Source organism: Actinophytocola sp. (assembly GCF_035942955.1).
Lineage (GTDB): Bacteria > Actinomycetota > Actinomycetes > Mycobacteriales > Pseudonocardiaceae > DASYTH01.
In genome coordinates, this window is the sequence record NZ_DASZCQ010000103.1 from 1 (window position 1) to 8421 (window position 8421).

The following is an 8421-nucleotide window of genomic DNA, read 5'->3' on the forward strand; positions in this document are numbered from 1 at the left end:
GAGGCCGCCGAGGCCGCGGCGGAAGCCGCCGACTCCTACCGGCCGGACCGGCCGACCCGCGCCGCGGTGGCCGGCGAACGGGCCCACGCCCTGCTCGCCCGCTGCGAGGGCGCCCGCCTGGTCGGCCCGCACCACACCGGCGCCGTCGCCGCCCTGACCGCGCGCGAGCGGCAGATCGCCACCCTCGCCGCGGGCGCCATGCCCAACCGCGACATCGCGACCCACCTGTCCCTTTCGGTTCGCACGGTCGAGAACCACCTGCACCGCGTCTACGCCAAGCTCGGCATCACCGGCCGCGCCGAGCTGCCCAGCCGTCTGTCCACAGTAGATAGTCAGGCCGGCAGCGCGTCGCCGGGGAAGCTGCGGCAGGGGTGAACCTCGTAGGTGAACAGGCCGGCCCGGACCGCCGGGTCGCCGGCCATCGTGCGGCGCGTGGCGTCGGCGTCGAGGTTGAACACGCCGACGCCGTGGATGTCCGTCCCGTCGGCGATCGGGCACACGATGGCCAGCACACCGTCGGCGCGCAGGGCGAAGTTGCGCCTGGCGTGCTCCCAGATGATGCCGTCGGCCTCCGGCGTGCCAAGGTTCGGGCCCGCGCGCAGGATGACGACCGTGTACTCCTTGGTCGTCGGCAGCAGGGCGCGCATCTGCTCGTCGGTGATGACGGTCGTCGGCACGGGTTCTCTCTCCTATTCGGACAACAGAAAGGTGTGGAGCGCGGCGAAGTAGCGGTCGGGCTCCTCCGCCCACGGCCGGTGGCCGCTGCGCTCGAAGACGATCAGCTCCGCGCCCGGCACGAGCCTGGCAAGGGAGTGCGCGATCGCCGGTGGGGTCACCCGGTCGAACCGGCCGGTGACCACCAGCGTGGGCACGGCCAGGCCGGCAAGGCGGGGGGTCGGGTCGAACCCGGCCAGTGTCCCCTGCACCGTCCACTCCGGATCGGAGCCGATGAACGCGGTGTAGACGTCGGGTTGGAACTTCTCCGCCGGGTCCCGGTTCAGCGTGGGGTGGCCGTCCGGGTCGGCCCATTCCAGCTCGGGCAGCACCCGCTGAAACACGGCCTGGTACTCCGGCGCCAGCGAGGTGATCCCGGCCTCGCGCAGCCGCATCAGCCGGTCCCACAGCTGCGGGTAGCGGACCCGGATCTCGTGGTTGACGTTGTCGATGTTGCCCCGCTGCCAGGACGCGGCGCTGTACGGCGCGTTGCTGAACACCAGGCGGCGCACCCGGTCCGGGTGCGTGGTGGCGTACTCGGCGGCGACCAGCCCGCCGAACGACAGGCCGGCCACCGCGATCCGCCCGGCGCCCAGGTGCTCCCGGATCGCCTCGACCGCGCCGGCATAGGTCCGCACGGAGTAGTCGCCGGAACCGGTGGGCCGGTCCGAACGGCCCGTGCCCGGCGCGTCGAAGTAGACCACCGTGTGCCGGTCGGCCAGCCGGGAGAACCACGGGTGGTAGTGCGCGTGCCCCACCCCCGGGCCACCCGGCACCAGAACCACCACCGGCCCCTCCCCCTCCACCTCCAGGTACACCCGCCCGTGCGGTGTGTCGATCCGCTCACCCTCGCCGTGCACGCCCCGCGCACCTCTCGTCATCGGGTCTCCGCATGCGGTGCCGGCCACCGCGCGGAGAGGGGGAATCGACGCGCGGCGACCGGCCGCCGGAGACTGCCCGGCGATCTCCTCGGGCCGAGCGTAGCCGCCGGGCGGCTGATCGACGGCACTCAAAATCGGCCCCCGCAATACTCATCCGCATCGGGGCCGGCAGCGCCAAGTCCGCTATGGACATACAGTTGGCCGGTCCGCCGCCGTCGCCGCCGAGAGGAGCTGGGGCCCGATGGGCGCTGTCACGTACTTCGTCCGAATGGTCGCCAAGGAGGGGCAGGCGGAGACCGTCCTTGAGCTCCTGCTCGAGAACCCGCGCCGGATCGAGCAGGGCGAGCCGGGCAACCTCGCCTTCGGCGTGCACCGCTCGGTGGACGACCCGAACGAGTTCTGGCTGTAGAGACCTGGGCCTCGGAGCAGGCGGTGGCGGCGCACGAGAGCGGTGAGGCTTTCCGCCGCTACAAGGAGAAGCTGCGCCCGCTGGTCGAGCCGGACAGCGTGCTGTTCGGCAACTGCGTACCGGTCAAGGTGCTCGGCTATCCCACCGGGTAGCCGCATGGCTCTCGGGCCCGCCACCGCGGTGGCGGGCCCGAGAGGACGTCAGCCGGTCGGGATCAGTAGGTGAACTGGTGGGTCAGGAACGCGTCCACGTTGGTGTTGTACGCGTACTCGAACTGGTTGCGCGAGTGGAGGCCGATTTTGTGCCGGCGACTCCCGTTCGCGTTCTCACAGAAGGTGATGCTCTTGTAGTACCGCCCACCATCGTAGGAGGATTGCCCTAGATCGAAGAACCACTGGCCGTCCATGTAGACGTTGAACGCACCGGCTCCGGGTTCCGTGCGGTAGTAGAACGTGATGGCGTTGCCGTCGAAGTTGAGCCAGGCCCAGTTGTCCGACGGCTCATCGTCCTCACCGCCCTTGGTGAAGTGCAATGTGTTGAGCTGAGCCCCGTCGTAAGCGTCGGTGACGGCATCCCACAGCCCGGCGTAGACGACTTTCCCCGTCGGGGCGGGAGCCGGACCGGTGTACACCTGGGAATCATCGGTGAACACGGGGGTGAAGCCGGGAACGTCCGCCTTGGGAAGGCATTTCGTCCACGTGCTGGCCGCCTGCGCGGACTGTGGCACCGCGACCAGCACCGCCGCCGTGGCCAGGGTGGTCAGGAAGCCTAGGAAGGTCGATCTCGTGGCACGCCTGCCGAAGATCTGTCGTTGCAACTAATTCTCCTCTGAAATGAGTTCGCGTTGCTGACCTGGTGGGTCGGATCGACACTCTCAAGGCGAGGAGCGCCGGGGAACCCGGCTAGCCGCCATATTGCGGGTCATCCTTCGGCGATGAGTGGCGCGGCGGCGTGAATTGAGTGTTGACCGACACGGAAAATTGGTTCTTGAATGAGTATGTGATTCGGCAACGGCGAGCCGAATCACCAGGAAAGGGTTTCACGTAACGCGAGAGGACTGCACATGAAGATACCCATCACACGTTTCGCCCTGTCCATCGCCGCAATTGCCCTGGGCATGGTCACCGCCATGCCGGTTTCGGCCAGCGCCGCGCCCGCCGCGCCGGGCAACCCGGTCGGGACCGTGCGGCACGAGTTCTTCCGATCGGTGTCGCCCGGCCTGCCGGACGGCGTGGTGGCGCCCGCTTCGGTCAACGCCGACCCGTGCCAGACGTTCACGTTCGGCGTCAACACCTACGGCCAGGCGGGCAACTGGTTGTCCAGGTTCACCCAGCACGTCGGCTGGTGCTGGAACTGGATCCAGGTCACCTTCCACAGCTACTCGTACGAGCAGGCCACCTCGATCGGAGTGCAGTACGAGGGCCGGACGAGCGAGACCCACCAGGAGGCGTCCGACAAGACGTTCTGGCAGGACGGCGCCACCGCGAGGTTCCGGTTCTGCCCGCCGGGAATCGGCTGCTACGGGGATTGGTATCCCTGGGTGAACACGGTCGTGCGCGCGAACGGGACCGCTGACGGCAGCGGAAGTCCCCAATAGCACGCGGGTCACCGCGACGGTCGAGGTGTGGGCGTCTCGCCCGCACCTCGATCGTGTGGTCACCGCGCGTAGGACGAGGTCACCTCGACCAGGCCGGCGCGGCCGAGCTTGGCGTACACGCTGTGCTCAGGCCGATCGGCTCGGCGAACGCGACCACCTCGGCCGCCGCGCGCACGTCGTCGCCGACGCCGCGGAGCCGGTCGGCGAGCAGCTCCTCAAGCGGAGCGGTGCGGGCCGGGCCGCCGTGCAGCCGCCACACCCCGTCCGCGCCGCACAGGCTCCCCGACTCCAGCCCGGCCCTGATCAGCTCCCGCAGGGTACAGCGCGTTCCCCTGCGCTGCGCCGGTGCGGCTGGTGCGCGACGCCCCGGTCGATCTGGCCGCCGAGCACCGCCCGCAGCAGCTCGGTGACGTCGGCCTGGCGGAGCGGCGGGACGCTGATCCGCCACCACCCGGTCGTGCCGCCACAGCGAGCGCAGCACGGCGCCGAGGCGCTCGCCGCCGCGGACCGTGCCGACCAGGAAGGCCCGCCTCGTGCCGGCGAGCTGGTGCGGCAGGGCCGCCGACGGCTCGTCAAGCAGGTGCGCGTCGTCGACCAGCACGACCAGCCGGCCGGCGGACCCCCGGCGGGGAGGGCGTCGCGGACCGCGCGGAACAACTCGAGCCGGTTGGCCGGCGGGTCGCCACGCTGCGGCGGCAACCCGGCCACCGCGGCGAACGGGACGTGTGCGCAGGCCTCCGTCGCGGCCAATCGGACGACCCGGCGCCCCCGGCCGCGGGCCCGCGCGAGCACCCCGGCGGCCAGGCCGCTCTTCCCCACCCGGCCGGCCCGATCAGGAACGCGGCGACCATGTCCCGCCGCGGCAGCGACGCGAGCACTTCCCCGATCTGCCGCTCGCGTCCGACCACGGGAAACGGCTTCGGCAACCCCCGGCCTCCCCGCACCCCACCTAACGCGCATCTGGCGGTTTGCCTGTTGGGTAGGCTGCTGCGTCAGCTCGGAGTCAAGCACATGGTGGAAGAAGCCTAGGGAGCCGCGGTGCCGGCGCTCCAGCGATCGGGCCACCCAATCCCGCCGCGGCCACCACTTAGTACACGCAGAACGGACCCCCGGCGGCCGGACGGGGTGCGATGGTGAGTAGGTGATCACGGTGGCGATCGCGGACAGTCCGACCCGCGGCCAGGAGTCCATTGTGGATCTGGTGCGGGACCGCGGCATGGAAATCGTTGGGGTGGCACGCGACTTTCGGGATCTGCTCGACCTGCTCGGCCGCACGGGCCCGGACGTCACGATCGTGGATCCTCGGATCGCAACGTCCGGGATGGACGGCACGGTAAGTCCGATCCGGCTCGTCCGGCGTCGCTGGCCGGCTATGGCCATGTTGGTCCTGGCTCAGAAGATCTGCCCGTCCCTGCTCGAGGACATCCGGTCCGCTGCCGGCGGGCCGATCGGCTACCTGTCGCGGGACCGACTGTCCAATGGAGACAAGCTGGTCGAGGTCGTCGACCTCCTGCTGGCGGGTGTCGCGGTGGTCGAGCATGAGGTGCTCACCCACCGCCCCGCGCGCGATCACCTTGCCGGGCTGACCGACCGGCAGCGGGACATCCTTGGGCTCATGGCCGAGGGCGCGACGAACCAGTCCATCGCCGAACGCCTGTGCATCAGCGTGAACACGGTCGAGAAACACTGCAACGCCATCTTCGCCAAGCTCCGCCTCGGCGCCACCCCCGGCCACCGCCGGGTCCTCGCCGTGCTGGCCTACCGCCGCGGTGTTGCGGATGATATCCATGATGGATACTATCCGAACCGGACGTAATCCGACCGGACGGGAGCACCCGCACCGTGGTGGACGATCAGCCGTTGACGCCCGCCGTGTTCGCGCTGCTTCTGGCCCTGCACAAGGGAGAGCGGCACGGCTACGCGCTGATGGCCGATGTGGCGGAGCTGACCGGCGGCACCGTCGTGCTCGGACCGGCCACGCTTTACCGCTCCCTGCAGCGGATGCGCGTGGACGGGCTGGTGGAGGAGATCGCCACCGAGGCCGAGTCGATGCGGGCCGACCGCCGGGCGGAGCGGCGGCGCAGCTACCGCGTCACCGCAGCGGGCCGGGCCGCGGCCGAGGCCGAGGCGCGGCGGCTGGCCCGGCTCGTCGACGCCGCGGCCGACCTCGGCGTGCTGCGGGTCGCCAAGACCGAGAGGACCACTCGTGATTGACGTGTCCGTGGAGTTCCCCGGACCCACCCCGCAGCTCGTCGTGGACGACGCGGAGCGGGCGATTCGGTTCTACCGCGAGGCGTTCGGCGCCGACGAGCTGGTGCGCAACCATGCGCCAGACGGGCGGATCATGCACTGCGAGCTGCTCCTGTGCGGTGGCCGGCTGCTGGTGATCGACGACTTCGAGCCGGACCAGGTCCGCTCGCCTGCCCGGCTGGGCGGCACGACGGTTCGGCTGCACCTATACGTGTCCGATGTGGACAGAGTGTATGCCGGGGCACTGGCCGCCGGCGCGGAGTCGGTCATGGCGCCGGAGGACGCGTTCTGGGGCGACCGCTACGCCATCGTGCGCGACCCGCACGGTCACCAGTGGTCGATCGCCACGCCGCGGGAGGACCTGTCCGTGTCGGACCTCGAGGCACGCGGGGACGCGTGGTCGCTGACCCGGGACCTTGAGGAGCGGTCGTGACGGAGAACCTGCGGGCGTGGTGGTGGCACCGGCAGGGGCTGGACGGATCGCTGGCCGGGCTCGACCCGGCCACGGTCCTGGCCCGAACCGGTTGGGCGCGCTCCGGCGGTGGCGTGAACCCGTACCTGACGCTGTTCGCCCGCACCGGCGTGTCCCGGGCCGCGGTGGACGATGAGGTTGCGCGGCTGGCGATCCACGAGCTGCCGTCGGCCCGCGGCTGCACATACGTGGTGCCCGCCAGCGACTACGGGCTGGCGCTTCAGGTCGGGCGGGGCGCGCCGGAGGCCGATGTGGTCAAGGTGGGCAAGCTCGGCGTGCCCCGCAAGGAGATCGACGACCTGTGCGCGGCCGTGCTCGCGGCGGTGGCGGCCGGTCCGCTCGATCCGGCGGCGTTGAAGGGCGCGCTCGGCGACGCGGTGCGCAACCTCGGGGACGCCGGCAGGAAGCAGGGCGTCACGACCACGCTACCGGTGGCGCTCGGGCTGCTGCAGGCCTCCGGGGACCTGCGCCGGGTGCCCGTGGCGGGGCGGCTGGACCAGCAGCGGTTCACCTACACCCGCTGGGACCACCCGGAATCCGGGCTGACCGACGAGCAGGCCAGGATGGAGCTGGCCCGGCGGTACTTCGCGTGGACCGGCGGGGCGACGCCGGCGCAGCTGCGGTGGTTCACCGGGTTCTCCGCCCGGGACGCGAAGGCGGCCATGGCGGAGCTGGAGCTGGTCGAGCTCGACGGCGCCGTCCCGGGAATCCTTGCCCTGCCGGAGGATGCGAAGGCGTACGCCGAGTTCGCCCGGCCGGCGCGACGGAGCTACGCGCTGGTGGCCGGGCTGGACGCGGTGCTCCTGCTGCGCAGGGACCTGGCCGGCCTGATCGACCCGGCCGACCTCGACCGCACGGTGCCGGGCACGTCGCGCGCCCTCGGCCGGCACACCGACCTGCCCGACCATGCGATCCTCGACCGGGGCCGGCTGATCGGCCTCTGGCAGTACGATGTGGACACTGAGCGGATCGTGTGGTGGACCTTCGATGCGGCCGCGGCCAGGGATCGCGCGCTGAGGTCCGAAGTGGACCGAACCGAGGCGTACATCCGGGACCAGGTCGGGGACGCCAGGTACGTGAGCCTGGACTCTCCCAAGTCCCGGGCGCCCCGGATCGCCGCCCTGCGTGCGGTTGGGCGCTGAGCACACGGATGTCACCCGCCTTCGAGGCGGCCGTCACCGAGGTCGCCGCACCGGCGCGGGTCACGCGGATCCGGGGACGAAGCGCGGGCCACCACTTCGTCACCCGCTGAGTGCCGGCCGGCGCAGGTTGAGTGGCGCCGGTGGTTGCGCTCCGCCGATCAGAAAATTGATACTGACCATGGTGAGAGTTTCACCGAATTGCAAATATTTGATTCGGGGAGTTATCAACTATGTCGCGATGGAAGCGTAGCCTTGCCGTCCTGCTCGGCGGCCTGGCCCTGACTGTCGGGCTGAGCCTTCCGGCGTCGGCGAATTCGGCCGGCGCCGACTCGGCCGGGGTACAAGCGTTGTGCCGGTGGGGAAACGTCTACCAAGGCGTGAACTTCGTGCGGGTCGACGCGGGCCAGTACATCGACGTGACCCTCTTCGCCTGGGGGCCCTTCGGTTACTACGCCACGATCACCCAGAACAACAATTACACGCCTCCTGGCAAGTTCGTGCCGGCGAACGGGTCGGCGACCTGGCGGTTCACCGTCTTCGGCACCGATCCGCTGCGCTACGACCTGAGAATCGATATTCCAGCCATGGGCTTCCTCTCGGGCGGCAACATCGCGGTCAACTCGTATGCCTGCTACTAGCCCGATGGGGAGTCATGCCGTGAAGACGGGGCGAGCACTGGTCGTCGGGCTGGCCGTTGCCGCAGCGAGTACGGTGGCCGCGGCACCGTCGCAAGCGGCGTCGACCGCTGACGTCCCGCCGGGCTGTCGCGTCTCGCGCTACTACTACTCCGCCACGGCCTGGTGCGGCGCCGATGCCCAGCCGCGGAACTGGCGCCTGGTCGTGCTGTGCCAAACCCGGGTCAGCTACGGCCCGGCCGTATTCTGGTACGGCTATTCGAGCGCGGGCTGCTTCCCGGAATACGTCACCGACGCGTTCATCCAGTATCTGTGAGGAGG

13 protein-coding genes and 1 pseudogene are annotated in these 8421 nt (G+C 70.6%); 10 read left to right on the forward strand and 4 right to left on the reverse strand.

What is annotated here, in order from left to right:
• On the forward strand, positions 1–375 hold a 375-nt coding region (locus tag VGX25_RS10505; RefSeq protein WP_326917455.1), incomplete at its 5' end, for a helix-turn-helix transcriptional regulator.
• On the opposite strand, the gene VGX25_RS10510 is transcribed toward VGX25_RS10505, so the two are convergent.
• Both VGX25_RS10510 and VGX25_RS10515 read right to left on the reverse strand, forming a co-directional pair.
• Complete coding sequence (locus VGX25_RS10510) at positions 333–677, reverse strand: hypothetical protein (RefSeq protein ID WP_326917456.1); 345 nt, start codon at positions 675–677, stop codon at positions 333–335. The genes VGX25_RS10505 and VGX25_RS10510 overlap by 43 nt on opposite strands.
• 12 nt (positions 678–689) lie before the next feature.
• Positions 690–1595: an alpha/beta fold hydrolase gene (locus tag VGX25_RS10515; RefSeq protein WP_326917457.1), complete on the reverse strand. Its 906-nt coding sequence runs from the start codon at positions 1593–1595 to the stop codon at positions 690–692.
• Between the two features lie 268 nt (positions 1596–1863).
• Here VGX25_RS10515 and VGX25_RS10520 point away from each other — a divergent pair.
• Positions 1864–2012: pseudogene (locus VGX25_RS10520) on the forward strand (putative quinol monooxygenase); the annotation flags it as partial.
• Between the two features lie 15 nt (positions 2013–2027).
• Positions 2028–2156 (forward strand): hypothetical protein, encoded by a 129-nt coding sequence (locus VGX25_RS10525; protein ID WP_326917459.1) that lies wholly within the window; start codon positions 2028–2030, stop codon positions 2154–2156.
• A gap of 62 nt (positions 2157–2218) precedes the next feature.
• On the opposite strand, the gene VGX25_RS10530 is transcribed toward VGX25_RS10525, so the two are convergent.
• Positions 2219–2821: a hypothetical protein gene (locus tag VGX25_RS10530; RefSeq protein WP_326917460.1), complete on the reverse strand. Its 603-nt coding sequence runs from the start codon at positions 2819–2821 to the stop codon at positions 2219–2221.
• A gap of 246 nt (positions 2822–3067) precedes the next feature.
• On the opposite strand from VGX25_RS10530, the gene VGX25_RS10535 reads away from it, so the two are divergent.
• Positions 3068–3601, forward strand: a complete 534-nt coding sequence (locus VGX25_RS10535; protein ID WP_326917461.1) for a hypothetical protein — start codon at positions 3068–3070, stop codon at positions 3599–3601.
• Positions 3602–3680: 79 nt separating this feature from the next.
• Here VGX25_RS10535 and VGX25_RS10540 read toward each other — a convergent pair whose 3' ends face one another.
• Positions 3681–4202, reverse strand: coding sequence for a hypothetical protein (locus VGX25_RS10540; RefSeq protein WP_326917462.1), 522 nt, complete (start codon positions 4200–4202; stop codon positions 3681–3683).
• Between the two features lie 540 nt (positions 4203–4742).
• Here VGX25_RS10540 and VGX25_RS10545 point away from each other — a divergent pair.
• The 6 genes from VGX25_RS10545 (at position 4743) to VGX25_RS10570 (ending at position 8416) form a co-directional block, all read left to right on the forward strand.
• Positions 4743–5417 carry a response regulator transcription factor gene (locus VGX25_RS10545; RefSeq protein ID WP_326917463.1) on the forward strand — a complete coding sequence of 225 codons (675 nt, stop codon included), beginning with the start codon at positions 4743–4745 and terminating at the stop codon, positions 5415–5417.
• Positions 5418–5443: 26 nt separating this feature from the next.
• The gene (locus VGX25_RS10550; RefSeq protein WP_326917464.1) at positions 5444–5815 is read left to right on the forward strand and encodes a PadR family transcriptional regulator; all 372 of its coding nucleotides are present in this window, start codon (positions 5444–5446) and stop codon (positions 5813–5815) included.
• On the forward strand, positions 5808–6284 hold the full coding sequence (locus VGX25_RS10555; protein ID WP_326917465.1) for a VOC family protein: 477 nt from the start codon (positions 5808–5810) through the stop codon (positions 6282–6284). Before VGX25_RS10550 ends, VGX25_RS10555 begins: the two co-directional genes overlap by 8 nt.
• Positions 6281–7465 carry a DNA glycosylase AlkZ-like family protein gene (locus VGX25_RS10560; protein ID WP_326917466.1) on the forward strand — a complete coding sequence of 395 codons (1185 nt, stop codon included), beginning with the start codon at positions 6281–6283 and terminating at the stop codon, positions 7463–7465. Before VGX25_RS10555 ends, VGX25_RS10560 begins: the two co-directional genes overlap by 4 nt.
• A gap of 230 nt (positions 7466–7695) precedes the next feature.
• Entirely contained in the window at positions 7696–8103 is a 408-nt protein-coding gene (locus VGX25_RS10565) for a hypothetical protein (protein WP_326917467.1), read from the forward strand.
• Between the two features lie 19 nt (positions 8104–8122).
• Positions 8123–8416 carry a hypothetical protein gene (locus VGX25_RS10570; RefSeq protein ID WP_326917468.1) on the forward strand — a complete coding sequence of 98 codons (294 nt, stop codon included), beginning with the start codon at positions 8123–8125 and terminating at the stop codon, positions 8414–8416.
• Positions 8417–8421: the final 5 nt, after the last annotated feature.

Excerpts from the sequence above, each read along its gene's own strand:
- VGX25_RS10535 (WP_326917461.1), top strand. The coding sequence starts at position 3,068 with ATGAAGATACCCATCACACGTTTCGCCCTGTCCATCGCCGCAATTGCC.
- VGX25_RS10515 (WP_326917457.1), bottom strand. The coding sequence starts at position 1,595 with ATGACGAGAGGTGCGCGGGGCGTGCACGGCGAGGGTGAGCGGATCGAC.
- VGX25_RS10565 (WP_326917467.1), top strand. The coding sequence starts at position 7,696 with ATGTCGCGATGGAAGCGTAGCCTTGCCGTCCTGCTCGGCGGCCTGGCC.